Consider the following 25,871-nt stretch of genomic DNA (forward strand, 5'->3'; position numbering starts at 1 on the left):
GTTACGCCGCCTCGTTCGCTCGGGCTCGCTGACGAATCTTCTCCCGCGCGACCTCCAGCGCTTTCGCCAGTTGCGGATCGTTGGCGGCGATCGTGTCGTCGACGGTCGTCGTTTCCGGAGCGGCCTGCACCAGTTCGACGACGTCGCGACGCCGGCGCCAGCGATACCTGGCGATCCGCTGCTCGTCGGTGAGCGGAACGAGCATCCCTTCGTTCGGCGAGACGCCCCACTCTTTCTCCGGCCCGTCTTCCTCGAAGCGATGAATGTTCTTCTCGCTGGGACGCCAGTAGGAGGCGGTCGTGAGCTTGAGCGCGCTTCGGCCCCCCTCCATGCGGATGACCGTCTGCACGGTCCCCTTGCCGTAAGTACGCTCGCCCACGATCGTCGCCCGGTCATGATCCTGCAGGCAGGCGGCGAAGATCTCCGCCGCGCTGGCGGAGTTTTCGTTCACGAGGACGACGATCGGCACGTCGACCGGAAAGCGGACGGCAGGCTCCGCGCTGTAGATCCGGCGGACCTCGTTGTCGCGGCCGCGCGTGCTGACGATCGTGCCGCCCGAAACGAAGGCGTCGCAGGCGTCGACCGCGGGATTCAACAGCCCGCCCGGGTTGTCGCGAAGATCGATGATCAGCGCCTCGACCGGGTCTTGCTCGAAAGTCGCCAGCGCCGCGTTCAGTTCGTCGCTGGTCTTCTCGCCGAAGTTATCGATCCGCAGGTAGCCGACGTTCGGGGAGCCCTGGAGGCGGAAGGACCAGCCCCCTTCCGGCTTTCGCAGATCGCCGGTCACCGAATCGAGCACGAAGGCGTAGCGTTCCATCGAAAGTTCGATCGGGTCGGCCACGTCCTTTCGTCGGATGGAGACCTGCACCGGCGAGCCCTCCGGCCCGCGAAGCTGTTCGATCGCCTTGTCGACGCTGCCCAGTTGCACCAGCGTCAGGTCGTTGACCGCGACGATCTCGTCGCCCGGCAGCACGCCCGCTCTCTCCGCCGGCGAACCGGGGAGCGGCGTCAGGATGACGAGGCGATCTTCGGCGGCCTCAGGGTCGATCATCACGCCGATGCCGACCTTCTCCTGGTTCATCAGCTCGTCGAACCGCTCCATCGGCTCGGGCCGGATGTAGCCCGAGTAGGGATCGAGGTCCTTGAGCATGCCGTCCATGGCGTTCTCGAAGAGTTGCCTGCCGGAGACCTCCTTGATGTAGTTCTCTTCGGTGATGGCGATCGCCTGGGCGATCTCCGAGGCGTAGCGGTTCGTGCGGGCCTTGTGGTAGCAGACGATGCTGACCATCGACGCGACGAACAGGATCGCCAGATTGCGAAGGGGCATACGAGCGAAGCGATCGACGGATCGCGCAGGATCAGCGAGGAGAGCGGAGAGCGAGAACGCTCCGGCACGGCGAATGTCGCCGACGATTCCTTATCTTACCGCTTCCGCCCGACAGCGACCAAGCGGCGACGCGTGTTGATCGCTCAGGCTCTTGTAGGGCTGGCGCCCTCGCCTGCCATCGCAGCGGGAACAAGCTCTCCTGGCAGGCGAGGGCGCCAGCCCTACAAATAGGACGCCGCTCAAAAACTCAAAAACGGCGTCGGCACCAGAACCGCGTGCTGCTCGAAGAGCGACCAGCTTCCGTACCAGCAGAAGTACTGCGTCAGGAACACGAACGTGGCGTAGATCGCCGCGATGGGAACCAGCGCCATGCGGCTGATCCAGCGGAACAGAAAGAACCGCGGCTGCTCCCGCTGCGTTCCGCGGGTCATCGCCCAGCCGGTCAGCAGCCGCGCGGGATACATCAGCCCGACGAAGAAGAGCGCCTCCAGCCAGCCGAACTCCGAAGGGGGCATCTCGATCTTGAGCAGATAGAGCGGCAGCGCGAGCGCCAGCGTCACGAAGATGCCGAGCCAGAACACGAACGGCGCGCGGTTGAACGCCCGCCGGACCGCGAAGACGTCGAACATCGCCCGGAAGCGATTCTCCGCCGCGAAATGGGCCTGGAGAAACGGCAGGTAAACCATCGCCAGGCCGAACAGGAATCCGCCGGCCAGCGCGGACACGATGCCTGCCCCTTCCGGCAGTCGGGCGCCCCCGATCAGCAGGATCACCGGGAACGCGAGCCACAGGATCGTTCCGACGAAGCCTCGCAGGCCCAGCCAGAAGTAATAGGGCAGCCGCAACGAAACGACGAAGTTCCAGACCGTATCCCGGGCCTCCGCATAGGGGCGCCCCCGCAACATCCCGGCCAGCAGCACGGCGGGCGGAAACCAGGTCGTCAGCGGATGGTAGTGCGTCAGATCGTCGGCGAACTTCGCGAACCAGCCGGTCCCCCCCTGATGCGGTAGCGCCGGCGAAAGGATCAGCCGCAAGAGACCGCGGACGATCCAGACCGCGAAGAAGAAGGGCGCGAACAGAGGCCAGAAGAAATGTCGCAGTCGCCCCCCTGCCGCCCAGGCCATGACGATGTTCGCCACGCCCAGGATCATGCAGACGATCAGGGCCAGCGCGAGCAGTCGCGAGTTGCGACTCTCCGGATCGATGAGGTAGGCCGAATACGAAACGTCGGCCAGGAACCGCAGCGGAATCAGGATGGCCCACGTGCCGACGACGACCGATCCGATCCGGGCGAACGTGCGGATGCCGATGAAGCCGCTGGAGAACTTCTGCGTGCGGACCATTCGCCCCACGACTTCCAGCAGATACCCCAGCGACAGGAACTGCACGATCGGAATCGTGGAGAGCGCCGCCAGCGTCGCGAGCATGCTGACCGCGCCGAGGCACCATTCCCATCCCGATCCGATTCGCTCGGCGACGCGGAACGGCCAGGTCTTCGGCCGCGGTCGGGGAGCGACGTTAGATGGCGTCGCATCGACGGGCGTCGCATCGGGGCTCAGCAAATTTTCTTCAGGCGAGCGGAGGGTGTCAGCCCTCCGTGTTTCTTCGTCGTGTTGCTCGTAGGTCAGGCCGTGCGAGACAGATCTGGGACGAACGGCCGGCTCGTCGAGATCGCCTTCGACCTCCGGCTGTTCGATGATCGCGACCGCACCGGGATAGCCGTCAGGCGATGCCTGACCTACAGGAGGCGACGGACTGGTCGACGATGCGAAACGGGGCGTCTTGCTGACCGACGGAAGCTCCGGCGGATCGCGAAAGGGGGGCTCGTCGGTGACCGAAAGGATCTCGATGCCCTCGTCGTCGGCGGGAAGATCTTCAGCGAAGGCGGCTTCCGCGGCCCCTGCCTGGAACCCGGGCGACACGCGATAGAACGAAGCGCGAACCGGCGGCTGGCGCGGCGGCGGATCGTCCCGGCCCTGGTCGGAGCCGATAAGCCCCGGGTCGAAACCTGCACGCGTGGCATCGCTGCCCCGATCGATCGACGTTTCGCCCGTTCGCGTCACGAAAGACTTTCCTGCGTAAGTTCCGTAGGGCAGGCGCCCCGCCTGCCATGGAATCTCGTACCCGCTTCGCGGCAGGCGGGGCGCCTGCCCTACAAGAGAATCTCGTTCTCCGGGCGGGGTTCCCCTTCCTCTTTCGTAAAATATCCAGGAGTCTTGCCTGCGGATTCGAAGAAACCGAAATCCGGAGCGAATCGCTCTCCGCGGGTGCCCGCGCGGACCGGCAGCTTGTCCCCCGGCGCTTCTCTCGAAACTTCCGGCGTTCCCAGGCAGTAACTGAATTATGAACGCCTTCCTCCGCCGACCGCTGACGATCGCCGTCGCCAAGAACGCCCTGTTCGTCGGTTTATGCGTCGCCGGGGCGGTGTCGCTGGCCGTCATGCTGCTGCAGCGGGATCGCATCCCGGAACCGCCGGAGGTTCGTCTGGCGACGGCGCCCGAAGACGATTTCCTGCAGGCGGTCGAGCGGATCGACGCGGAGTTCCGTCAGTCCTGGGGGACGCAGGATCTGCAGCATGCCGGACCGGCGCCCGACGAACTGATCATGCGCAGGCTGGCCCTAGCCCTGATGGGGACGACGCCCTCGCTGGAGGAAATCCGCGCGTTCCAGGCTGAACCCGCGGATCGTCGCATCGCCTGGTGGACCGCCCGGGTTCTCGACGACAAGCGGAGCCACGATTATCTGGCCGAGCGTTTCACTCGGGCGTTCGTCGGCACCGATCAGAGTCCGTTTCTGTACCTGCGACGCCGGCGGTTCGTCCTGTGGCTGTCGGAGCAGATCGCGGCCAACCGCCCCTACGATTCGATCGCGCGGGAGATCCTGACGCAGGAGGGGCTCTGGACCGATCGCCCCGCGACGAACTTCGTCACGGCCACGATCGTCAACGATCAGAACGAGAACCAGCCCGATGCGGAACGGCTGGCCGCGCGCGTCACCCGGGCGTTCCTCGGCATGCGGATCGACTGCCTGCAATGCCATGACGACAACCTCGGCAATCTGAACCTGGGCGAGGTCGCCGACGTTCGGGGAGGTTCGCAAGAGGATTTCCACCAGCTCGCGGCCTTCTTTTCCGAGGTCTCGACTTCGCTGGCCGGCATCCGCGATACGAAGGACGAAGCGTACGAATACCAGTTCCTGCATGACGAAGAGAAGACGCTGGTCGAGCCGAGCGTTCCCTTCCTCGCCGACCTGTACGAGCCGACCGGCTCGCGTCGCGAAGCGCTGGCGAACTGGATCACGCATCCCGACAACGAGATGTTCGCCCTCGCGACGGTCAACCGCGTCTGGGCCATCCTGCTGGGTCGCCCTCTGGTGGAGCCGGTCGACGACCTGGGCCTGTTCGACGAACGCCCCCCCGGGATGAAAGCGCTGGCCGAGGACTTCGCGCGGAACGGCTACGACCTCAAGCGTCTGATCCGCCTGATCGCCGCGACGGAAGTCTTCCACTCGTCGAGCGAAGCGAATTTCGACATCACGTCCGAGCATGAAGACGCCTGGGCCGTCTTTCCGCTGACCCGTCTGCGGCCCGAGCAGGTCGCGGGCAGCCTGTCGCAGGCGACTTCGCTCCGCACGATCGACGAGAACGCTCACATCATCAGTCGGATCACCCGCTTCGGTCAGGAGACCGACTTCGTCCAGCGTTACGGCGACAAGGGCGAGAACGAGTTCGTCGACCGGGGGGGCACCATCCCGCAGCGGCTGTTGCTATTGAACGGCGAACTGCTCGACGGCGTGACCGACGAGGAGAACTTCTTCATGGTCGCCGGCGGCCGCATCGCCAGCCTCGCGCCGGATGCGGAAACTGCTGTCGAGACCACCTATCTCTGCACGCTCACCCGCAAGCCGACGCCGAAGGAGGCCGAGTACTTCGAGCAGTTCCTGACCGAGGGCGAGAAGGAAGGCGCGAACGAATACGCCCGTCGCGTCGGCGACCTCTTCTGGATCCTGATGAACGGCACGGAGTTTTCGTGGAATCATTAAGCGAGGGCGGCGCCTCTTCGTAGGGTGGGCCTTGGCCCACCTGTCGTCATCACCGAGCTGCCGCGTGGGGAGGGAGTAGATTTCGACGCGGAGAACCGTCCGGATTGAACGTCGTGAAGACGTAAAGCCGGCTCGACATCGAACGATTGTGTGAATGACAGGTGGGCCAAGGCCCACCCTACGAAAGCAGAGCATCCCAATACGACCGAACGTATGTAGCTGACAGGCACGAATTGAACGTCGAAGCTGGAATATCGAATGACGCGAGAACGCGATGGATCAGTCGGGCGATCGCAGCGACTGTCCCACTCGCGGCGATCGTCGTCGTCCTTCTCTCTCCGACGGCGAATCTGGAACTGGCGCTGTGGCTGACGATCGGCTGCCTGATCTATCTGCCGATCGCAACATTGTGGAGCTGTCGGGAACCGGGCATGGGTTTTTCTGGATCGCGTTCGGACGCTCGTTCGCCTCGATCGTAGCGATGGTCGCGGGCGGAATACTGGGACTCGTCGTGCATCTGATGTTTCATCGAGAGATTCACTTCGAGCCGATCTCGATGTGGGCGTTCGTCGGTTCTATCGCTAGCCTTTCCGCCAGCCTTCTGTTTCCCTGGTTCGGAGATGCGTCCCTGGTTGTCGCCGACTTCTTCATCAGCGGGATTTAGTCTTCGTAGGGTGGGTCTTGACCCACCTGTCGCTTGCACCGAGCTGTCGCATTGGGTGCGCATAACCTTCGACGCGCAGATACGTCCGAGCCGAACGTCGTGAAAAACGACCTCGACTTCTTATCGATCGATCGTGAAAACGGCAGGTGGGTCAAGACCCACCCTACGAGAGAACGAACCATGAACCGAACCTTCGATCCTGCCTGCCATTCGTCCGCCCATTTCTCGCGCCGGGGCTTCCTCGCTGGCGCGACGGCGGCGGGTAGCTGGCTGGGGCTGTCGGCCATCGCGTCGAAACTCGCGCAGGCGGAAGAGGCGGCGCCGAAGGGAGCGCCGGCGAAGTCGGTGATCGTCCTCTGGCTGCAAGGGGGACCGAGCCAGCTCGAAACGTTCGATCCCCATCCCGGCTCCCCGATCGGCGGACCGACGAAGGCGATCGAGACCAGCGTCAAGGGTCTGCAGTTCGCCGAGGGGTTCGAGCGCGTCGCCGAACTGGCCGATCGCATGGCGATCGTGCGGAGCGTGACCAGCAAGGAAGGGGATCACGAGCGGGCGACCTACAACCTTAAGACCGGCTTTCGCCCCGATCCGACGCTCGTTCATCCCGCGGTCGGCGCCGTGGTCTGCCACGAACTGGAAGACGAACTCGACGTGCCGCGGTACGTGTCGATACTGCCGAGCCAGTGGCCGGGACGGGGGGGCTACCTCGGCGATCAGTTCGACGCGTTCCAGATCGGCGATCCGGTCGGTCGCATCCCCGATCTGCAGTCGCCCGTCGCTGACGAACGATTCCAGCGCCGGGTCGAGGCGCTGCAGCGGATCGTGGAGCCGACCTTCGCCGAGAAGCGGATGAAGGGTCTGGACGAGAACAAGACGCTCCATCTGAAGAGCGTCCGCTCGGCGCTGAAGATGATGTCGTCGGAGCACTTGGCCGCGTTCGACGCGACCACCGCGACGAAGGAGCTGCGCGAATCGTACGGCGACACGGCCTTCGGTCGCGGCTGCCTGACCGCGGTGCGACTGATCGAGCGGGGCGTTCGCTGCGTCGAGGTCGAACTGGGGGGCTGGGACACCCACGCCAACAACTTCGAATTCGTGAAGGCGAACCTCGTCACGCTCGACCAGGCGTTCGCCTCGCTGATCAGGGATCTGGAAGACCGCGACCTGCTGAAGCATACGCTCGTCGTCTGCATGGGCGAGTTCGGTCGCACGCCGAAGATCAACCCCGCCGACGGTCGCGACCACTGGCCGCATGGCTTCTCGCTGGCCCTCGCCGGCGGCGGCATCCGCGCGGGCGTGGTCCACGGCGAGACCGCCGCCCATCCGAAGCTGGCCGAGGACAAGCCGCTCGACGACGTGCAGTCCCCCGTGACCGTCGAGGACGTTCACGCCACCATGCTCTCCTGCCTCGGCATCGACTTCGAGCAGGAGCTGATGACCCCCATCAAGCGGCCCATGATCATCAGCCAGGGGAAGGTCATCGAGCGGCTGATCGAGGCGTAGAGGGACCGTCTCTTTCGTAAGGTGGGTCATTGACCCACCTGCCGTTTTCACGGTCGATCGATACGGATCCCCGGTACGTCTAAGGCGGTGAGTTCAAGAGGGTGCCACTGGCTTTGCCAGTGCTGGAATGAACGGCCCGGTCGGCCATGTTAGAGGGTCGATCCAGAGTCGGCACTGGCGGAGCCAGTGGCACCCGAACTTCTTCGGCTACCCACACGATTAAGCGAGGCGAAGCCCTACGAAACTGAGGCCTAAGCGATGTGGATTGCTTTCTTCGTATACCTGACCGCGGCGGCGATTCTCTATCGCACTGCGGCATGCGGCAGCTTGCGTAAGCTCGAAGCTTCTCGTACGACTTCCGAGGCTGAATTCCGCCAGGCGGTCGTGAGCTGCCGGATCGAGGGAACGGTGGGCTCGATCGCCTGCCTCGCGATGATGATCGGCAGTCCGTATGCGGCGCTGGGCGTCGACGGAGAAGAAGGACTCGCGATCGTTCTTCTCCTCGCCAGCGGGTTCCTGTTCTGGCTATCGTTGCGACTCTGCGTCTGGGGCTGGCGAACGCGAATCGCCTGACGGCAGCGCCGAAGACCTGATACTTTCGCGGCGAATCGTCCGCGTCTCGCCACTCGAAAGGTCCCATGCCCGATACCTGGATCATCGTCCTCGCGGTTCTCGCCGGCTGCGCGATCGGGCTGGTCTTCGGGCTTTACCTGCTCGTGCCGCGGACCGATCCCAAGCTGGAGGCGTTGCGGCGGCAGGCGGACGCTAAGCCGACCGGCCCTGCCGTGAACGCGGTCGCCTCCCCCGACGCCGCGACGCACGAAGCCGCCAAGCTGATGCGGGCAGGAAAGAAGATCGAAGCGATCAGGGTCTATCGCCAGATGACCGGCGTCGGTCTGGCCGAAGCGAAAGAGGCCGTGGAGCGGCTGTAGGGCGTTCGCTTCCAGGCGAGCCGGCGCTTCCTCGGAGTTCCGAGCCTGCGCGTTCACGCGTACATTGAGCGCCGGGAACGGGGAACGATCGGACGTGCGGGAGCGTGAGCGTGGCGAGCGAATCGGGGAGCGGCGAAACGGCGACGTTTCGCGTCGAGCCGTTCCCCCAGGAAGAGTTACTGCTGCGCGCGGCGGATGAGATCTCGGGCGAACGCCTGATCTGCACGTCGGCTGGCGCTGCGCAGTTCGCCGGATTCGTCGCCCGGTCGCGACCGCAGATGGCCGTGCAGTGCCTCTTCATCGATCTCTACCGGGCCGATCGGGCACGGGAGGCCTGGCACGACGGGCCGCCCAACCTGGAGATCCTCTGTGCGGCTGATCTCCCGCAAGCGGCGCCCGACCTGCCGCAGGAGACCGCCGACGTCGTCGCGCTGCCGTTGTCGTCGAGCGGCGACGCGGAACTCGCGCGGGAACTCCTTCAAAGCGGGCACGAACGGCTGAAGAGGGGCGGTCGGCTCTACGCGTCGACGAACAACCCGCGGGACACGTGGCTCGCCGGGCAGATGGCGGCGATCTTCGACAAGGTCGAGCGGCGCGCGTCCGAGACGGGCGCGCTCTACGTCGCTGCGAAGACCAAGCCGCTCAAGAAGATCAGGAACTTCGCCTGCGAGTTCGCCTTTCGCCATGAAGGCAGACTGCTGCGGGTCGTCAGTCGTCCGGGCGTCTTCTCCCATCGCCGGGTCGATCCCGGAGCGCGGCGGCTGATCGACGCCATGCACGTCGCGCAGGGCGAACGGGTTCTCGACATCGGCTGCGGCTCGGGCGTGGTCGCCCTGGCGGCGGCGTCGATCTCGGAGGAGGCGACGGTCCATGCGGTCGATTCCTCGATCCGAGCGGTCGAGTGCGTCGAACGGGGGGCGCTGCTCAACGGGCTGACGAATCTGACGGCGGAGTTGAACGCCCATGGCGGCTATCGCGGCGCGGGCGACTACGACCTGGCGCTGGCCAATCCGCCTTACTACGCGAGCTTCCGGATCGCCCGGCATTTTCTCGAGGCGGGCCGCGAAGCGCTTCGGCCGGGCGGGCGGATCCTCGTCGTGACGAAAAGTCCCGAGTGGTATGCGGAGCAGATGCCGCAATGGTTCGACGGACTCGCATTCGAAGAGGTGAAGGGCTACTGCGTGATCCGCGGCATCGCTCGACCTTGACTGTAAAGACCGCTGTCTGCTAGCGGCGCCGTTCTGCCTTCATCGTGCGAATATGGATTCGACGGGAGGAGATCTCGCCTTCCGCCGATTCGCCGCGCCGCTATAAATGGGCCATGTATCTACCGCGCCATCACACGAAAATCGTCGCCACGATCGGTCCCGCCACGGACGACCCGGTGAAGCTGGAACAGCTCATCCGGGCAGGGATGAACGTGGCCAGGCTGAACTTCTCCCATGGCGACTTCAGCCAGCACGCAGGTCGCATCGAGCGCATCCGCGCGGCCGAGAAGGCCGCAGGCGCTCGCGTCACGATCATGGCCGATCTCCCGGGGCCGAAGATGCGGCTGGGCAAGATCGATCCGGAGCCGATCCACCTTTTGCCCGGCGATCCGTTCACGCTGACGAGCGACGAGATCGTCGGCGACGCGACGCGGGCGTCGATGAGCTTCGAGCCTCTGCCGCGGGTCGCGAAGAAGGGGGATCGTCTGTTTCTGGACGACGGCCTGGTGCAACTGGTCGTCGAGGAGGTCGTCGGAAACGAAGTCCGATGCACGACCGCGATCGGCGGCGATCTGCGTTCGCGGAAGGGACTCAACCTGCCGGGCATCGACCTGGGCATCAGCGCCTTCACCGACCATGATCGCAAGTGCCTGGAGTTCGCCCTCGCCCACGGCGTCGACGCGATCAGCCAGTCGTTCGTCGAACGGGCAGCGGATATCGAAGCCGTTCGCGCGGCCGCCGAAGCGCTCGGCAAGCGTCCCTTCATCATCGCCAAGATCGAACGGGCGGGCGCGCTGAATCATCTGGACGAGATCCTGCGGGCGGCCGACGGGATCATGGTCGCGCGCGGCGACCTGGGCGTCGAAGTGCCGATCGAACAGATCGCCGTGATTCAGAAGCAGATCATCGCCAAGGCGACGGCGGCCGGCAAACCGGTCATCACCGCGACGCAGATGCTGGAGTCGATGACCTCCAGCCGGATTCCGACGCGTGCGGAAGCGACCGACGTCGCCAACGCCATCCTCGACGGAACCGACTGCGTGATGCTGTCGGGCGAATCGGCGATGGGAAAGTTCCCCGTCGAAGCCGTCGCGATGCTGACCAAGATCGCCGCCAGCGCCGAAGCGCACCGCGAGTCCGTACGGTCCGGCCTGGGGATCCCGCTGAAGAACCCGACCATGCCGACGACCGCGGAGGAGACGATCGCCGCGGTCGTGCAGTACTCCATCGGCGTCGCGCCGGCCTCCGCGGTGTTCGTGCCGACGCATACGGGCGGAACGGCCCGGATGCTGTCGCGGTACAAGCCGCGCGTCTGGGTCGTCGCGGTGAGCCGGGACGAAGCGGCCTGCCAGGCGCTCGCCTTCTCGTACGGCGTGCGGGCGATCCATACGGACGCCGAGCCCGAAGACTGGCGGAGCTTCATTCACAACTGCTTCCAGCAGCTCGGCCTGCCGCTCGGCCTGACGATCCTGCTCGACGGACCTTCGCGACGCGATCCGAACGCGAACTACCGCGTCGAGTTCGTCCTGCTGGGCGAGGACGCGGGGCACAAGCGTCCGTAGGGGTTCGATGAGTCCCGGGCAGTCGGTCGAGCCTTAAAAGGCAGTCTCTCCTCTGGGCGCCACTGGCTTTGCCAGCGCTTTTCCGGAGGCCGGATCGCTCGTGTTAGGCAACCTTTCAAGCTGCGGCACTGGCAGGGCAGGTGGCACCCGAAACTCTTCGATCGACCTAACGAATAAGGCTCGGTCGACTACCAGCCGCGACGCGGGCATGGCACACAGCCACGGAGGGCTGACACCCTCCGCTCGCCGGGGATCCCGCAGGAGCGATCAGGCGACGATGTCGGTCACGACGCGGCCATGCACGTCGGTCAGTCGATAGTCGCGCCCCGCGTACTCGAACGTGAGCCGTTCGTGGTCGAAGCCGAGCAGGTGCAGGATCGTGGCGTGCCAGTCATGGATGTGGACCGGGTTCTCGACCGCCTGGTAGCCGAGCTCGTCGGTCGATCCGTAGCTGAGGCCGCCTTGCACGCCGCCGCCCGCCATCCAGAGGGTGTAGCCCTTGTTGTTGTGATCGCGTCCGGTGCCGCTCTGGGCGTAAGGCGTTCTGCCGAACTCGCCCGCCCAGATGACCAGGGTATCTTCGAGCATCCCCCGCTGCTTCAGATCGCGCAGCAGCGCGGCGACGGGGAGATCGGTCGCCTGGCAACTGGTCTTGAGCGCGCTGTCGATCAGGAAGTGATGGTCCCACGACCCGGGCGCCGTGATCTCGATGAAGCGGACGCCCGCCTCGGCCAGTCGCCGGGCCAGGAGGCACTGCCGGCCGAAGCGGGCCGTCGGCAGATCGGGTCCGATGCCGTACTCGTCGAGCGTCGTTTGCGACTCGCCTGACAGCTCCAGCAGCGCGGGCAATTCGTCCTGCATCCGGAAGGCGAGTTCGAACGATTCGATCGCCCCTTCGACCTCCGGGTTTCGCACGTCCCGTTCGAGCTTCTGCGAATCGAGGTCCCGCAGGAAGTCGAGCTGGTGGCGCTGCTCCTCCCGGGTCATCCATTCGTTGGAGACGTTCCGGAGCGGCGGACCCGGTTCCTGATCGATCCCCAGGATCGCGGCGTAGAAGCCGGGAATCTGGTTCGCCCCGATCTTCGTCGCCTGGTAGGGCGCCGGGAGAAAGGCGTTGCCGTAGTTCCGCGCGCCGCCGTTATCGGTCGGCGGGTTGATCGTGACGAACCCGGGCAGGTTCTGATTGGCCGAGCCCAGGCCGTACAGCGTCCAGGCGCCCACGGAGGGACGCGTGAACTGAAAGCTGCCGGTATGCATCTGCAGGAAGGCCTGCGCGTGGTTGGGCAGGTCGGTGTGCATGCTCTTCACGAAGCAGAGGTCGTCCGCCTGCTTCGCCAGTTCGGGCATCAGTTCGGAGATCCACTGCCCCGACTGGCCATGCTGCGAAAAGCGGAACGGCGACGGCATCAGCGCCGCATTCCCCTTGAGCGGACTGTCGGCGGTTTTGCGCCCCTCGGCGTCGTTCAGCTTCGGCTTGTAGTCGAACAGGTCGACGTGCGACGGGCCGCCGTTCATGCAGAGAAAGATGACCCGCTTCGCGCGTGCGGGAAAGTGCGTCTCCTTCGCGGCGAGCGCGCTTCCAGCAGGCGACGCCAGGCCGACCGTTGGGCGCTGGGCGAGCGCCGCGAAGGCGAGGTAGCCGAAACCGGAGGCGAGCGATTTCAGCGCCGTACGACGCGAGGGTCGAAGATGATCGTCGTGAAAGAGCGGCATGGAAGATCCTGGCTTGCGGCGGGCAGCGGTTAGTCGAGTTGACGGAATTCGGCAGCCGAGAGGAGCGCCTGACAGAAACGATTCCAGCGTTCTTCGTCCGCGGATGATTCGGATGCAGCATCGGATGCGGAGGCGAGGTAGGCGGACGCGCGATCGGCCTCGTGAGTCGTCGGCGTGCGACCGAAGCAGAGGCGAAAGGCCAGGTCGATGCGGGCCTCGTTCGTCTCCGCTTCCTCGCTCAGCCGCGCGGCGAAGGCTTCCGCCCGCTGACGGACGAAGGGACTGTTCATCAGGTAGAGCGCCTGGACCGGAACGTTCGTCGTGTCGCGCTTTCCGGTGACGAGGGCGGGCTCCGCGAAGTCGAACAGCTCCAGCACATCGGGCAGGCGGTCCCGGATCACCGGCAGGTAGACCGAGCGCGTCGTCGAACCGTCGAGATCCTCCGGCAGCGCCTTGTCGAGACCGATCAGCGAGATGGGCTTGTCCTGAATCTTCTTCGCCACCAGCGAACCGTCCGGTCGGGCGGGATCGAGTTCGCCCGAGACGGCGAGCATGGCGTCGCGGATCGCTTCGGCTTCCAGTCGACGTTTCGGCATCCGCCACAACAGCCGATTGTCAGGATCGGCCTGGAACGACTGCTCGTCGAAGGTCGACGCCTGGCGGTAGGTACGCGTCAGCACGAGCCGCCGGATCAGACGCTTCAGCGACTGCCCTTCCTGCACGAAGTCGACGGCCAGCGTGTCGAGCAGTTCGGGATGACTCGGCGGTTCGCCCGTACGGCCGAAGTCGTCGACCGTGCGGACGAGTCCGTCGCCGAACAGGTGGCTCCAGACGCGATTGACGAAGACGCGCGCGGTCAGTGGATGTTCCGGATGCGTCAGCCATTGAGCGAGTTGCAAGCGTCCGCTGGCGTCTTCCGGCATCGGCGGAGCGTTCTCCGTGCGCAGTGCCTCCGGGTAGCCGCGGGGAACCGGATCGCCGGGGCGAGCGACCTCGCCTCGCGTGAACAACGGCGATTCCGACGGCGCGGGATCGTCGAGCACGCCCATCGTCACGGGAACGGCCTTGCCGTCGTCGCCGATCGTCTGCAGCTTCCCGACCAGCGGCCCCGTCTGCCAGATGTTGCGGAGCGCGTCGGTCAGCGTGAACTCCTTCTTCGGCTTCAGGCCAGCGAACGCCGCTTTCTGCGCTTCGTCCATCTCCGCCTTCTCGGCCTGGAGCGCGGCGAGCTGCGTCTTCATCTCCGCGTAGCGCTTCTCCGTCACCGATTCGTGCAGCACGACCTCGTCGTCGAGCTGCGGCAGGCGGATCAGGTCGCCCCCCTGCTGACTGGCGGGCGAGACGAACGTTCCGAAGTAGGTCTGCGAGCTGCCGAAGATCCCGGCCAGCGCGTAGTAATCCTTCATCGAGAAGGGATCGAACTTATGGTCGTGGCACCGCGCGCAGGCGATCGAGCTGCCGATCAGGGCTCGCGACAGGCTGTCGATCTGCTCGTCGATGAGGTCGGCCTGGAACTGCTTCTCGTTCGACTCGGACAGGTTCTTCGTGCCGACCGCCAGGTAGCCGGTCGCGACGAGCAGCTTCGCCCGCTCGCGATCCGACTCGTACGGCAGCAGGTCGCCCGCGATCTGGTCGGTCAGGAAGCGATCGTACGGAACGTCGGCGGCGACGCTGTCGATGACGTAGTCGCGGTAACGCCAGGCGTAGGGAAACGGGATGTTCGCTTCCTTGCCGCTCGATTCGCCGAAGCGGGCGACGTCGAGCCAGCGCCTGCCCCAGCGTTCTCCGAACGCAGGCGACGCGAGGAGACGATCGGCCTCGGCAGCGATCGCGGCGTCGATCCCGCTGGCGGCAGCCTCGGCGAGGAAGCTGTCGACCGCTTCCGGCGCCGGGGGAAGGCCGACGAGATCGAAGTGCAGGCGCCGAACCAGCGTCTCCGGCGAGGCGTCGGGCGAGGGAGAGAGCCCCCGCTCGGTCAGCCGCGCGAGAACGAACCGATCGACGTCGTCCCGGGGCCAGGTCTCGTCCGCGACCGCGGGCGGCGGCGACGCGACGGGCCGCCGGTAGGACCAGAAGTTCTTCGCTTCGGCGAGCAGCGCCGCCTGGTCGGTCGAGGTCGTCGAAGCGCCGTCGCGGGGGTCGTGAGCGCCCCGTTCGATCCAGCGGCGAAGGTCGGCGATAACCTCCTTCGGTAGCTGCGGCTGATCGGGGGGCATCTCCAGATCGCGGTCCGCATGCTCGATCGCCGAGAGCAGCAGGCTGGCCTCGGGTCGCCCGGGAACGACCGCCGGTCCGCGGTCGCCGCCGGCCCGGATCGAGGCGCGATCGTCGACGCGGAGGCCCCCTTCCGCGGCGCCGGCTTCGGACGAATGGCACTCGTAGCAATGCTTCACGAGCGCCGGCCGGATCTTCGATTCGAAGAACGCGACCTCCGCGGCGTCGGGAGCGTCGGGCTTCGTCGGTTCTTCCGCCGCTGCGATCGCAGAGACGAAGAGCGTCGTCAGGAAGAGGGCGCTAGCGGTTCGACCAATGTTCGACGTCCAGGTTATCGGAGAGGTTCGGGTGCCACTGGCTCCGCCAGTGCCGAAGCTGATTCGATCGTCCAACACAGTTGACCGGGACGTCGGGGCCGGCACTGGCAGAGCCAGTGGCACCCCGCAAAATGCCTGACGTCGTACGATCGACAGCGCGCTAGTTAGACGCGACATGGGGCTCGCTTCGGAGAAGGCGAAAGGCGGCTCGGAGGGGGCGTGATTCATTCTTCCGGCGTCGGCGAATCGGATGCGGCGGAATCAGGTTCGAACGCGCGCTCGGAAATCTTCGCGTCTTCGTCCACGTGATACGGCAGGCGATAGACGGCGTCGTCGAGGTCGGCCGTTTCGATCAGCGTGTAGGTCATCGTTCCGCGGGGCCGGCCGTCGTCGAGCGTCCAGAGGATCAGCCGGACGAGCGTGTCCGACTCGTCGATCTCCAGGAGCGCCGACGAAAGGAAGGGATGCGAGCGCCCCGGTTTGAGCGTCGCCAGCACCCCGGTTCGCCTCGGGCCCAGCGTCCGCGTTCCGACGTCGGAATCTGTTCCGCTGTCCGCTTCGCCCGAAACGTCGCAGGTCTGCAGATCGAAGTCGGCCAGAACGTCGTCGAGCAGTCGGGACGCCGTCATGGAGTTGATCGCGCAGTAGAGTTCGATCTCCGCCGGCGTCTGTCCGCCGGAGAATCGCATTCCGCTGGAACGGGAGGGGCTGAGCCAGATCGTTTCCGTCTCATCGCGACCGTAGACGAGACGGACGTCGTTCCAGCGGGTCTCGGCCCAGAACCGATCGCCTCGCGTCCAGAGGATCGTCTCGGACGGCCCCCGCAGCAGGTTCTTGCCGTCCCAGTACGACGGATCGGGATGGAACGTGCCGCGGTACGACCGGTCGCCGTGCAGTCGCAGGGCCGCCCGCGCGGCATGCACGACCTGCGCCGCGTCCGCCGTCGAGGGCGAGAGCCAGCGCCCGATGAAGAAGGCGGCGACGACGACCGCGATCGTCGGAACGGCCCAGGCGAGTCGTGGGGCACGCCAGGCCTTCGTTCGTCCTGCGCTCCGTACGGACGGCGCTTCTTCTGCCGTATGCAACTTCGAGGCGAGCGTCAGCGGTTGAGGGCGAACGGACGCCGCTTCGACGTTGCGCAGACGATCGATCAGCGCGGTCGCGTCGATCTGCGACGCGCGCCGTTCGAGATGCTCGCGCACCAGTCGATCGACATCGGCCGCCGAAGGTTCTGAATCGTCGAAATCTTCGTTCACTTCATCCCTCTATCAGTTACTGCACAACGCCTTCGTGGCGTTGTGCAGGCTCGCCAGGTTCGGAACAAGTTCCTCACGGCTCGCGAGAGGGCGGCGAAACCGCCCTCTCGTCGTCGCATCGTGCGACGAACGCAGGCTGAGCGCCTTCGGCATCAGCCTGCTAAATACGGCTTCAACCGTTCCGCCAGTCGCGCTCGCCCGCGGTGCAGCAGAACGCGTGCGTTGCCGGGCGTCGTCTCCAGCGCCTCGGCGATTTCGATCGCATCGTGACCCAGCGAGTGCAGCTCCACGGCCGCGCGCTGTTCGATCGGAAGTTCGGCGAGCGCGGCGTCGATCGCCTGGCTCAGTTCGCTGAACAGCGCGGTCTCGAGCGGTCCGCTCGCCGGAGAGATGCACGCGTCGCTTTCCTCGCCCTGCATCTGTTCCAGACTCAGGATCGGTCGGCGACGCTGGGTCCAGTTGATGCAGGCGTTGGTGATCGACTTGAACAGCAGGCGAGCGCCGTCGGTCGGCAGGTCGTACCGATCGGCCTTCGCCAGCAGTCGCTGAAAACAGTCCTGAACGAGATCCTCCGCGACGGCTTCGTTCCGCACGAGCGTCCGCGCATAGGCGAGCGCACGCGGGGCGGTCTGGACGATCCAGTCGCCCGTCGCTTCCGCAGCGATCGAAGAAGCGTCATCAGGAAGACGCCGCACGCTTACCCTCGCCGAAAGCCGGCTGCCGGACGGACCGATGACCGCTGGTCGAAGAAAGACGGCGACTTCTCGCGCTCTATTCTTCCAACACGTCCGACCGGCAGGCGTTACAGAACCCTGTCAGAAATTTTCAGGCCAGGCGTCATTCTCGTCGGCGAAGGGGTTTTCCCATCGCGAAATTCTTAGCCGTCCAGGATCGACGGATCGACAGATCGTCGAATCGGCTTGGAACGGCGAGAAACGATCGCCTCGCTTGCTCGCCTCCCTAAGATGCCGGTAGCTTTCGCGTTCCCTTCGTCATCTGGCGTTCCGATGTCCGTCGCATTTCCCGTTCTTTCCGTTCTTGACCTGGTCCCTGTCGGCGAAGGTCGAACGCCGGGCGAGGCGCTGCGACTTAGCCTGGAACTGGCGCGGCACGTCGAGCGGCTGGGTTACCGCCGTTTCTGGGTCGCCGAGCATCACAACATGCCCGGGATCGCCAGCGCCGCGACGGCGGTCGTGATCGGCTATCTCGCCGGCGGAACGTCGACCCTCCGGATCGGCGCCGGCGGCATCATGCTCCCGAACCATTCGCCGCTGGTGATCGCGGAGCAGTTCGGGACGCTAGCCTCGCTCTATCCCGACCGGATCGATCTGGGGCTGGGGCGAGCGCCGGGTACGGATCAGCTCACGCTTCGCGCACTCCGGCGGGATCCGGCGACCGCGGAGAATTTCCCGCAGGACGTGCTGGAATTGCAGGCCCTGCTCGCGGAGCCTGAGCCGGGACAGGCGATCCGCGCCGTGCCGGGCGCGGGGACGAACGTTCCGCTCTGGATTCTCGGGTCGAGCCTGTTCGGCGCCCAGCTCGCGGCGGCGTTCGGTCTGCCCTACGCCTTCGCTTCGCACTTCGCGCCGGACGCGCTGTTCGACGCCCTGCGGATCTACCGCGAGCGGTTCCAGCCGTCGGAACAGCTTAGCCGGCCCTATGCCATGGCGGGGGTGAACGTCGTCGCGGCGGAAACCGACGCGGACGCGCAACGGCTGTTCACGTCGTTGCAGCAGGCGTTCACGAATCTGCGTCGCGGTCGTCCCGGTTTGCAGCCTCCGCCGATCGACGACATCGAAACGTACTGGACGCCCCTCGAAAAGATGCAGGCGTCGCAGATGCTCCGGCAGTCGATCGTCGGATCGCCCGCGACCGTTCGGGCAGGGCTCGAGAACTTCGCCAGCGCGACCCAGGCCGACGAACTGATGGTCGTTTCGGCCATCTATGACCCGGCGGCCCGTCTACGGTCGTACGAGATCCTCGCCGACGTCGCCCATGAGCTGGGGGCGTCTCCGGCGACCGCGGTCGGAAACAGGAACTGATCCACTTTTCACGCGGGTTCGTGTACAACTTTCGGGAGAGACGCATCGATACGCTCCGCTCTGTCGTTGATCGACTGACCGCAGGAAGGACCTATGCAGAACGGCGACGACGGTCGGCTGCTCGACCTTCTGGAGGAATGGGAACGGCGCGTCGATGCGGGCGAGCGTCCCGAGCCTGAAGATCTGGCCGGAGACGATCCGGAGCTCGCGGAAGAGCTGCGTTCCGCGATTCGCGACCTGGAAGACGCGCATTGGCTTGATCGGGCGACGACGGGCGAGGAAGCGTTCGAGACCGTCGGCCTGCAGGTCGCGGAACCGTCGCTCGGATCGACTTCGTATCCGCTGTTCGGCGATTCCGACAGCACGCGCGGCGGTTTGAACGGCGTGACCAAGGGAACGCATCGCGACGGCGCGGCTCGCAATGGCCCCTCTCGCAACGAGTCAGGGACCGCGAACGGCTCGCCGGCGGATGACGGCGCCGCGGTCGGCCATCGGTACGAGATTATCGAGCCGCACGCGAAGGGGGGACTCGGCGTCGTCTACAAGGCGGTCGATCAGGAACTCGATCGCGAGGTCGCGCTCAAGAGCGTCCGGCGGGACAAACCGCTGGATGACGTCCGCCGGGCCAAGTTTCGCCGTGAAGCGAAGATCACCGGGCGACTGGAACACCCGGGCATCGTGCCGGTCTATTCGCTCGGCGTCGACGGTCGCGGCGAACCGTACTACGCGATGCGATTCGTGCAGGGCGAGAACCTGAAGGCCTGCCTGGAACGGTTTCACGCCGAGCGAATCAAGGAGCGGCGACCGCTCGACGGGGCCGAGTTGCGGAGTCTGCTGCGGCGTTTTCTGGCCGTGTGCGACGCGGTCGGATACGCGCACGATCAGGGCGTCGTGCATCGCGATCTGAAGCCCGACAACATCATGCTGGGAACGTACGGCGAAACGCTGGTCGTCGACTGGGGACTGGCGAAGCGCTTGCGGGAAGCGGACCCGCCCCGGTCGCGCTCGAAGCGTCGTACGCTTCCGGAAACCTCGCTGGAAGACTCGGCGGAGACGAAGGACGGCGCGCTCCTGGGAACGCTCGCCTACGCGCCGCCCGAGCAACTGGCCGGACGCCTCGACGCGATCAGTCCGGCGTCCGACGTCTACAGCCTCGGCGTCGTGCTGTACGAAATCCTGACCGGAGCGCGACCGATCGAGAGTCAGTCGATCGTCGAGCAGGCGAAGCGGGTCGAGCGCGGCGAGCACGTCCCCGCGCGGGAGCGTCTTCGCGAGGTTCCTGCCGCGCTGGACGCGATCTGCCGCAAGGCCTGTGCGGTCGAACCGCTCGATCGGTACGCGACGGCCAGGCTGCTGAAGGAGGACGTCGAAGCGTGGCTGGACGATCGACCGGTCCGCGCCAAGCCCGATACGATCGTCGACCGGTGTCTGCGCTGGTCACGGCGGCATCCCGCGCTGGCCGCCGGTTCGATGATCGCGATCGTCGCCGTGGGTCTCGCCGCGAGCGCGCTGTTCTGGATCGACGGTCGACGAAGGGAAGCCGTCGCCGCCGCCGAAACCGAGCATTACTACAACGAGCGGGCGATCCTGAACGAACTCGTCGCGGAACGACAGGCCGGATGGACGCTCGCGGCGGAGCGGCAGATCGCGAAGATGCGGGAAGCGCCTCTCGCGCGCAAACCGGCGGAAAGAGCGACGCTCGCGAGCGTCGAATGGTCAGCGGCGCTGGGCCGGGAACTGACGCCGGAACCCTGGCCGCTCGACAAGCTCGATTATCAGCCCTACCGCGCGGCGCTTTCGCCCGACCGGAAACTGCTCGCCCTGCCGCAGAGCCGGGCGGCGATTCGGATGTGGTTCGCCTGCGCGATCGCGGATGCCGAGACGGGCGAGGTCGTCCGCCGGCTCACGTACTTCGCGTTCCCCTCGCTGCCCAGCTTTTCGACTTCGGGCGGGAAAGCGAAACCGACGTCGCCCAACGGCATGCGCGCCGCCGGGTTCAGCGACGATAACGCCTGGATCGCGGTCGGACTCCGGCACGGCGAGTTGCTCGTCTGGCAGATCGGCACGACGCCCGACGATTCGCCGATGGTGTTCGACAGCGGCTGGTCGGAAGCGATCGGGGAAATCGTCTGGCTGAAGAACGGCGCTTCGTTCGTCGTCACGTGCGGGGCCGAACTGCAACTCTGGAAGCGCGACGGCGATTCGTTCACGAAGGCCGCCACCGCATCCATTCCGGGTCGGTCGGGCCGCCTGGTTCGGGAGCCAGAGACGGATCGTCTGTTCGGCGTGGTCGACCGGAAGGTCCAGGCGTTCGACGGAGCGACGCTGAAGCCGGCGAAGGTCGGAACGACGAAGTGGAGCGAGCTTCCGCCAGGCAGCGGATTCCTCGCGTTCGGCGGCGACGCCGGCGTGCAGGCGTTCGATCTGGCCGATCCGGCAGATCCCTTCACGCTGTTCACCTATGAAACCGTCGGCAGCGATGCGCGGGTCCACCCCGTCAGTTTCAACCGGGACGGATCGCTGGCGGTCGCCGGCACGGAGAGCGAGAGTCAGTACTCGCTGCTGCTCTTCGACGCGGCCTCGGGCGAAATGCTGTCGCGGCGAAAGGTCGCCTCGGGGAACGACGTCGTCCCGGTCTGGGCCGACGATGACACCGTGCTGCTGATTCAACCCTTCGGCGTATCGCGCTGGAACGTACGCGGCATGGCGGCCCATCGCACCGTCGCCATGTCGGCCCGCCCTGCGGTCGACGCCGATTGGGCCGCCGAGGGAGGGCTCGGCCTGGTCTCCGTGCCGAATCGAATCGTGAGCGTGCGCGTCGACTCGCAGGGACAGGCTCTCGACAGTCGCAGCGTCGGCGTCGCGGGAGACTGGCGCGTTCGCGTCAGCCCGTCCGGCGATCGGGCGGCTCTGCTGACGACGGCCGAGGACTCCACGTGCCGGATTCTGCGGGGCGTCATCGACGCCGGGACGGGAGAGTTGACACTCGACGGAAATCCCGAGCTCCTGCCCGAGTGCGAGGTGGCGATCTGGAACGCGGACGGACAGTCGCTGTGGTCCTACCGGGGGCATGACGATTCGAGCTCGACGGGCGGCAACGCCAGGATCGAGCTGCGATCCTGGCCCAGCCTGACCGGGGCCCATCGCTGGGACGGACCGTCGCGGGAGACCGTCGAAACGGGCGAGGGACAGGTTCAGGCGCTCGCCGCGAATCGCTTCTGGACCGTGGGAGGATTTCGCAGCGGCAGGCTGTTCTGCCTCGATTCAGGCGACGCGACGGAAGCTGCCGAAGTCCGGAGGGTGAGCGATCAGCGAATTCTCGCGCTCGATGCGTCGTTCGGGGAGAACGAGGCGTTCGTCGGCCTCGAAGACGGGCGACTGCTCGCCGTGCGTCTGCCGGATCTGGCGACTGAAAAGCTCGACAAGTACGAAAACGCTGTCGTCGCGGTCGACCTGAGCGCCGACGGAGCTCGCCTGTTGAGCGTGTCCAAAGCGGGCCGCCTGGCCATCCGCGGACGGGACGGCGGCGAATGGCGTAAGGCGCTGGAGATTCGCCTCGGAGTGCCGATCGTCGACGCCTGCTGGGCGGACGACCTCGGGCAGTCGCTCTGCGTGCGACTCGAAAACCAGCGGGGCGTGCGCATTCTCTCCATCCCGCCGACCATCTGGGGGCGTGCCGTCGAATACGAGTCCGTTGCGACCGCGACCGCTTCGCGTTAGAGTCGCAGTAGCAGGTCGGGCAGGACCTGTCGGAAACAGGCGACGGGAGCGACGATGGGAGATCCGGACGAGTCGGTTTTCGCCGAGTGGGAGCGACGTCGCCTCCAGGGCGATCCGCAGGCTTTCGACGAACTCCTGCGTCGCACCGGACGGCGGCTCGAGTCGCTCGCGCGGAAGATGCTTCGCGGCTTTCCTAAGGTCCGCCGCTGGGAAGATACCGCGGACGTGCTTCAGGAATCCCTGCTCCGGCTCGACAAGGCGCTCCGCGAGGCGCCGCCGAACGACGCGCGACACTTCTTCAACCTCGCCACGGTGCAGATTCGCCGAACGCTGCTCGACCTGGCTCGTCACCACCAGGGGCCCATGAGCGATGCGGCGAATCACGATTCGGCCTTCGCGTACGCAGAACGTCGGGGGGACGCGATCCCGCTGGCGGTCGTCGATCGCGAGCCCGTGTCGCTGGAAGACTGGACCGCCTTCCACGAGGCCGTCGGCATGCTCCCGGACGAAGAGCGCGAGGTGTTTCAACTGACCTGGTACCAGGGCCTGACGCAGAAGGAAGCGGCGAAGCTGATGAACGTCGACGAGCGAACCGTCCGAAGGTATCGCCTGTCCGCGAAGCTGACGCTCGCCCGGCGGCTGAAAGAGTCGGACACGCCGAGGTAGATCGGCTCAGTTTTCGGAAAGCGTGTCGCTCAGTTGTCGTCCGGACCACCGACGAGTTGAATTCCGGTCACGATCTCGAAGACCGCCCACGCCAGAATCGCGACGAAGAAGATCACGATAAGCAGCACAAGATACCCAAGCGCCTTTAGAAAATCGCTCCCGCGATTCGGCGCGCTGCCCTGACTCTTTAAGGTCTCGCGTTCGTCCATCGTCACCGCCCCTGATTGCCTCAGCTGAATTCTACGCCTCCCGACTGCCGTACCGTTCGTCGACCGAAAATCTGCATGAACCGTCCCCGCATCGCGCTCACGATGGGCGACCCCGCCGGCGTGGGTCCGGAGATCTGTCTGCGCGCGCTGGCGAACCCCGAGATCGCCGAAGTCTGCACGACCGTCGTGTTCGGCGACGCGGAGACGCTCGCGCAGTGTGCCGCACGGACCGGACTGTCCGCCCCTTCGCGAACGATCTCGCCGGCGGAACTCGACGGCGTCGATACGCCCGCCGTGCTGGACCTGGGCGTGTTGCCGGTTTCCGACTTCGAGCCGGGGACGATCAGCGCGGCCACAGGTCGTGCGGCGTTCACGTACGTCGACCGTGCGATCGACGCGGCGCTCGCCGGTCAGGTCGCGGCGGTCGCCACCGCTCCGCTCAGCAAGGAGGCGATGCATCTCGCCGGGATCGATTTCCCGGGCCATACGGAGATCTTCGCCTCGCGCACGAACGCCGCACGGTCGTGCATGATGCAGTATTCCGAGGAGATCACCTGCACCTTCGTCACCGTGCACGTCGGTTACCGGGACGTTCCGGCGCTGCTCACGCAGGAACGCATCCTGGAAGTGATCGAGCTGACCGCCGCGGGGCTGCTGCGGATCCGGGGGCGAAAGCCGAAGATCGTCGTCTGCGGCCTGAACCCGCACGCAGGCGAGCATGGCCTGTTCGGCGATCGCGAGGAGGAACGGATCATCCTTCCGGCGATCGAGGCGGCCCGGGCGTCAGGTCACGACGTCGAAGGGCCCCTCCCGCCTGACACGGCCTTTCTTCCGTGGAAGCGAAAGAGCACGGACGCCTTCGTCTGCATGTATCACGATCAGGGGCACATCCCGGTCAAGGCGCTCGCGTTCGACTCTGCAGTGAACACGACGCTCGGACTGCCCTTCGTTCGGACGAGCGTCGATCACGGCACCGCGCTCGATATCGCCTGGCAGGGAACGGCGAACCCCGGCAGCCTGTTCGCCGCGCTGCGGCTGGCGGCGAAGCTGTCGCGTTGATTCGCGCGTAGTTCGAATCTGCTCATTAGGCCCCGCTGTAATCGGCTGCGCGGCAGACGACCGCTGCGATCGTTCTGCACCATCGATGAAATGGCGAGGCGCCGCGATCGGCTGCCGGAACGGCGACGAGAGGTTGCGTGCGCTTGCCAGCTTCGCATGCTCCACCCCTCTGCGGGCGGTCATCGGAGGTTCCTGACGTTCTTCGGCGGTCTTGCGCGTTCTTTCGAGGTTCAGGTACGCGCGTTGCGTCAACCCGCTACTCGAAACCTGATGCGGCGGACGGAAACGGACCGGTCCGCCAGAAGGAGACTGGCCCCGCAATCGCGGACGCGCCGAGCCTCCGGGTACGGAGAACTTTCGAAGGAGAACGATCATGACTAAGCGAGAAATGCAGCGTCCGGCTGTCGGAGTATTCGAGGATCGGACGAAGGCTCAGCACGCGATCGCGGAGCTGAAGCGCATGGGATTCACCGATCAGCAGATCGGCGTCGCCGCGCAAGGCGAGCATAAGGACGAACTGGTCCACGCGAACCATGAAGAAGGCAATCATGCCGGCTCCGGAGCCGCGGCAGGCGTCGCCGGCGGTCTGGGCGTCGGAGCCCTGTGGGGACTGGGCATCGTCGCGGGCATGCTGCCGGCGATCGGTCCGGTCATCGCTGGCGGCGTGCTCGCCAGCATCGCAGCCAGCGCGGCGGCAGGCGCCGCGGCGGGCGGTCTGGTCGGCGCCCTCGTCGGCATGGGCATCCCTGACGACGAAGCGGAATACTACGAAAACGAATTCCGTCAGGGTCGCACGATCGTCACCGTGCAGTCCGGCGATCGCTTCGACGAAGTTCGCGGCGTGATGCGTCGCTTCGGCGCGTACGACATGAGCAATCGCGACGAGCGTCGCGAGACGACCGCGTCGCCGATTACGCAGAACCGCACTGCGGCGACCCAGGAACGTGCGTCGCTCGGAAACCGCGGCGCCCTGAACGCCTCGGACCGCGACTCGACGCACATGGAGCTTCGCGAGGAGCGCCTGACGCCGCATAAGGAAACGACCAGCGCGGGCGAGGTCCACGTACGTAAGGAAGTGGTCACCGAACGTCAGCAGGTCGACGTGCCGGTCGAGCGCGAGGAGGTCGTCATCGAACGCCATCCGACCGCCGCGCACCGTGCGTCGGGAGCCGTCGGCGAGACCGACGAAATCCGCATCCCGGTGAAGGAAGAGCACGCGACGATCCAGAAGGAGACCGTCTCGAAGGGCGAGGTGGACGTCACGAAGCGGACGGTCCGCGGCGTCGAACACGTCGAGGACACCGTGAAGAAAGAACGCCTCCGCGTCGACAAGGAAGGCCAGGCCAATGTCCGCGACGCGGCCTGCGACACCGACCTTCGCGACAAGACGAAGCGCAGCTAAACGCGAAAGCGATCGCGGCGAACTTGAGGCTCGGCG

General features: G+C 66.0%; 19 protein-coding genes. 12 read left to right on the forward strand and 7 right to left on the reverse strand.

Annotation, left to right across the window (positions count from 1 at the left end):
- Position 1: 1 nt before the first annotated feature.
- Together SH602x_RS02755 and SH602x_RS02760 are read right to left on the reverse strand one after the other, a co-directional pair.
- Positions 2 to 1,327, reverse strand: a complete 1,326-nt coding sequence (locus SH602x_RS02755) for a S41 family peptidase (protein WP_479475346.1) — start codon at positions 1,325 to 1,327, stop codon at positions 2 to 4.
- 239 nt (positions 1,328 to 1,566) lie between these two features.
- Positions 1,567 to 3,390, reverse strand: coding sequence for a hypothetical protein (locus tag SH602x_RS02760; RefSeq protein WP_479475347.1), 1,824 nt, complete (start codon positions 3,388 to 3,390; stop codon positions 1,567 to 1,569).
- A 280-nt stretch (positions 3,391 to 3,670) separates the two neighbouring features.
- On the opposite strand from SH602x_RS02760, the gene SH602x_RS02765 reads away from it, so the two are divergent.
- The 7 genes from SH602x_RS02765 to pyk all read left to right on the forward strand — a co-directional run bounded on the left by SH602x_RS02765 (position 3,671) and on the right by pyk (position 11,237).
- Positions 3,671 to 5,368 (forward strand): DUF1553 domain-containing protein, encoded by a 1,698-nt coding sequence (locus SH602x_RS02765; protein ID WP_479475348.1) that lies wholly within the window; start codon positions 3,671 to 3,673, stop codon positions 5,366 to 5,368.
- 364 nt (positions 5,369 to 5,732) lie between these two features.
- Entirely contained in the window at positions 5,733 to 6,032 is a 300-nt protein-coding gene (locus SH602x_RS02770; protein ID WP_479475349.1) for a hypothetical protein, read from the forward strand.
- 180 nt (positions 6,033 to 6,212) lie between these two features.
- The gene (locus tag SH602x_RS02775) at positions 6,213 to 7,535 is read left to right on the forward strand and encodes a DUF1501 domain-containing protein (RefSeq protein WP_479475350.1); all 1,323 of its coding nucleotides are present in this window, start codon (positions 6,213 to 6,215) and stop codon (positions 7,533 to 7,535) included.
- A gap of 258 nt (positions 7,536 to 7,793) precedes the next feature.
- Positions 7,794 to 8,108 carry a hypothetical protein gene (locus tag SH602x_RS02780; RefSeq protein ID WP_479475351.1) on the forward strand — a complete coding sequence of 105 codons (315 nt, stop codon included), beginning with the start codon at positions 7,794 to 7,796 and terminating at the stop codon, positions 8,106 to 8,108.
- A 65-nt stretch (positions 8,109 to 8,173) separates the two neighbouring features.
- Positions 8,174 to 8,467: a ribosomal protein L7/L12 gene (locus tag SH602x_RS02785; protein WP_479475352.1), complete on the forward strand. Its 294-nt coding sequence runs from the start codon at positions 8,174 to 8,176 to the stop codon at positions 8,465 to 8,467.
- 110 nt (positions 8,468 to 8,577) lie between these two features.
- Positions 8,578 to 9,675, forward strand: coding sequence for a class I SAM-dependent methyltransferase (locus tag SH602x_RS02790; RefSeq protein WP_479475353.1), 1,098 nt, complete (start codon positions 8,578 to 8,580; stop codon positions 9,673 to 9,675).
- A 113-nt stretch (positions 9,676 to 9,788) separates the two neighbouring features.
- The gene (pyk, locus tag SH602x_RS02795) at positions 9,789 to 11,237 is read left to right on the forward strand and encodes a pyruvate kinase (protein WP_479475354.1); all 1,449 of its coding nucleotides are present in this window, start codon (positions 9,789 to 9,791) and stop codon (positions 11,235 to 11,237) included.
- 267 nt (positions 11,238 to 11,504) lie between these two features.
- Here the strand turns inward: pyk and SH602x_RS02800 are convergent, their stop codons facing one another.
- From SH602x_RS02800 to SH602x_RS02815, 4 genes are all read right to left on the reverse strand, one after another.
- Positions 11,505 to 12,950 carry a DUF1501 domain-containing protein gene (locus SH602x_RS02800; RefSeq protein WP_479475355.1) on the reverse strand — a complete coding sequence of 482 codons (1,446 nt, stop codon included), beginning with the start codon at positions 12,948 to 12,950 and terminating at the stop codon, positions 11,505 to 11,507.
- A 29-nt stretch (positions 12,951 to 12,979) separates the two neighbouring features.
- Positions 12,980 to 15,709: a PSD1 and planctomycete cytochrome C domain-containing protein gene (locus tag SH602x_RS02805; RefSeq protein ID WP_479475356.1), complete on the reverse strand. Its 2,730-nt coding sequence runs from the start codon at positions 15,707 to 15,709 to the stop codon at positions 12,980 to 12,982.
- The gene (locus tag SH602x_RS02810; protein WP_479475357.1) at positions 15,706 to 16,737 is read right to left on the reverse strand and encodes a hypothetical protein; all 1,032 of its coding nucleotides are present in this window, start codon (positions 16,735 to 16,737) and stop codon (positions 15,706 to 15,708) included. Before SH602x_RS02810 ends, SH602x_RS02805 begins: the two co-directional genes overlap by 4 nt.
- Positions 16,738 to 16,889: 152 nt before the next feature.
- Complete coding sequence (locus SH602x_RS02815) at positions 16,890 to 17,432, reverse strand: RNA polymerase sigma factor (RefSeq protein ID WP_479475358.1); 543 nt, start codon at positions 17,430 to 17,432, stop codon at positions 16,890 to 16,892.
- A gap of 312 nt (positions 17,433 to 17,744) precedes the next feature.
- On the opposite strand from SH602x_RS02815, the gene SH602x_RS02820 reads away from it, so the two are divergent.
- The 3 genes from SH602x_RS02820 (at position 17,745) to SH602x_RS02830 (ending at position 23,165) form a co-directional block, all read left to right on the forward strand.
- Positions 17,745 to 18,779, forward strand: a complete 1,035-nt coding sequence (locus tag SH602x_RS02820) for an LLM class flavin-dependent oxidoreductase (protein WP_479475359.1) — start codon at positions 17,745 to 17,747, stop codon at positions 18,777 to 18,779.
- Positions 18,780 to 18,872: 93 nt separating this feature from the next.
- A complete protein-coding gene (locus tag SH602x_RS02825; protein WP_479475360.1) occupies positions 18,873 to 22,499 on the forward strand; it encodes a protein kinase domain-containing protein in 3,627 nt (1,208 codons plus the stop codon).
- Positions 22,500 to 22,553: 54 nt separating this feature from the next.
- Entirely contained in the window at positions 22,554 to 23,165 is a 612-nt protein-coding gene (locus tag SH602x_RS02830; protein WP_479475361.1) for an RNA polymerase sigma factor, read from the forward strand.
- Between the two features lie 29 nt (positions 23,166 to 23,194).
- Here the strand turns inward: SH602x_RS02830 and SH602x_RS02835 are convergent, their stop codons facing one another.
- Entirely contained in the window at positions 23,195 to 23,374 is a 180-nt protein-coding gene (locus SH602x_RS02835) for a hypothetical protein (protein ID WP_479475362.1), read from the reverse strand.
- Between the two features lie 75 nt (positions 23,375 to 23,449).
- On the opposite strand from SH602x_RS02835, the gene pdxA reads away from it, so the two are divergent.
- Both pdxA and SH602x_RS02845 read left to right on the forward strand, forming a co-directional pair.
- On the forward strand, positions 23,450 to 24,433 hold the full coding sequence (gene pdxA, locus SH602x_RS02840) for a 4-hydroxythreonine-4-phosphate dehydrogenase PdxA (RefSeq protein WP_479475363.1): 984 nt from the start codon (positions 23,450 to 23,452) through the stop codon (positions 24,431 to 24,433).
- A gap of 373 nt (positions 24,434 to 24,806) precedes the next feature.
- Positions 24,807 to 25,835: a YsnF/AvaK domain-containing protein gene (locus tag SH602x_RS02845; RefSeq protein ID WP_479475364.1), complete on the forward strand. Its 1,029-nt coding sequence runs from the start codon at positions 24,807 to 24,809 to the stop codon at positions 25,833 to 25,835.
- Positions 25,836 to 25,871 lie beyond the last annotated feature (36 nt).

It is taken from the genome of Lignipirellula cremea (genome assembly GCF_056501455.1).